This window comes from Streptomyces sp. NPDC052107 (assembly GCF_040680215.1).
Classification (GTDB): domain Bacteria; phylum Actinomycetota; class Actinomycetes; order Streptomycetales; family Streptomycetaceae; genus Streptomyces.
In genome coordinates this window covers 1-1,201 of sequence record NZ_JBFAWG010000303.1, presented here as the reverse complement: position 1 = coordinate 1,201, position 1,201 = coordinate 1, and the positions used below count along the sequence as shown (strand labels likewise).

Annotated in this window: 1 protein-coding gene; it reads right to left on the bottom strand. The window is 67.3% G+C overall.

Annotation, left to right across the window (positions count from 1 at the left end; all coding sequences use genetic code 11):
- A partial coding sequence (locus AB0M27_RS48005; protein WP_365732487.1) for a sodium/proton-translocating pyrophosphatase occupies window positions 1-891 on the bottom strand: 891 nt, incomplete at its 3' end.
- Between the last annotated feature and the right edge of the window lie 310 nt (window positions 892-1,201).

Below are 1,201 nucleotides of genomic sequence, written 5' to 3'. Positions count from 1 at the left end.
GCCCAGGATGAGCGCGGCGACGAGCGTCACGGCGTACGACTCGAAGAGGTCGGCGGCCATGCCCGCGCAGTCCCCGACGTTGTCGCCCACGTTGTCGGCGATGGTGGCGGCGTTGCGCGGATCGTCCTCCGGAATGCCCTGCTCCACCTTGCCGACGAGGTCGGCGCCCACATCGGCGGCCTTGGTGAAGATGCCGCCACCGACCCTCATGAACATGGCGATCAGCGCCGCTCCGAGGCCGAAGCCCTCCAGCACCTTGGGCGCGTCGGCCGCGTAGACGAGAACCACACAGGAGGCGCCGAGGAGCCCGAGTCCCACGGTGATCATTCCGACCACACCGCCGGTACGGAAGGCGATTTTCGTCGCCCGGTGCGAGACGGCGGTGAGATCCTTTTCCGGCTCGCCCTCTCCCGGAGTCGCCTCACGCGCGGCGGCGGCCACGCGCACATTGCTCCGTACGGCGAGCCGCATACCGATGTATCCGGTCGCCGCCGAGAAAAGCGCACCCACCAGGAAGAAGAGCGAACGCCCCGCGCGCTGCGACCAGTTGTCGGCCGGCAGCACCAGCAACAGGAAGAACACGATCACGGAGAAAACACCGACCGTGCGCAGTTGCCGCGCCAGATAGGCGTTGGCGCCCTCCTGGACCGCCGCGGCGATCTCCTTCATCCGTTCGGTGCCCTCACCGGCGGCCATGACCTGGCGCACCAGCAGCCGGGCGACGACGAGCGCGGCGACGGCCACGACCGCCACGATGATGACGATCAGCCGGTTGTCGTCGGTGAGGACCGCCGCCGCGAGGGAGACGGGCCCGTCGGAAAGTGCGGATTCTTGCGTCGGTGCAGCCATTGCGGCCGGTGCAGCCATTGGGGTGGTGAAGAACTCCGCCATACGTCCTCCTTGACGCTCAGCGCTCAAGACGTGGACGGATTGTAGGGAGCGGAACCGGATCAAAACAGTGGTCCGGAAGAGAATTGATCGCGCTCCCCCCAACGCCGAAAGATCGACGGATGATTCTTCTCGAATGCAGTAATGGGGCGGGCACATTACGCAGGAGAATTACGTGGCCGTATTACGGGGAAGCGAGCCCGCATGACCCGTGCCGACCACGCGGGGCCGCAGGGGCCGTAGGGGCAACATGGGAAAGGCCCTGCCCGGGGGGGGCGGGCAGAGCCTCGGAGAATCCGGTACGGGCAGCAGC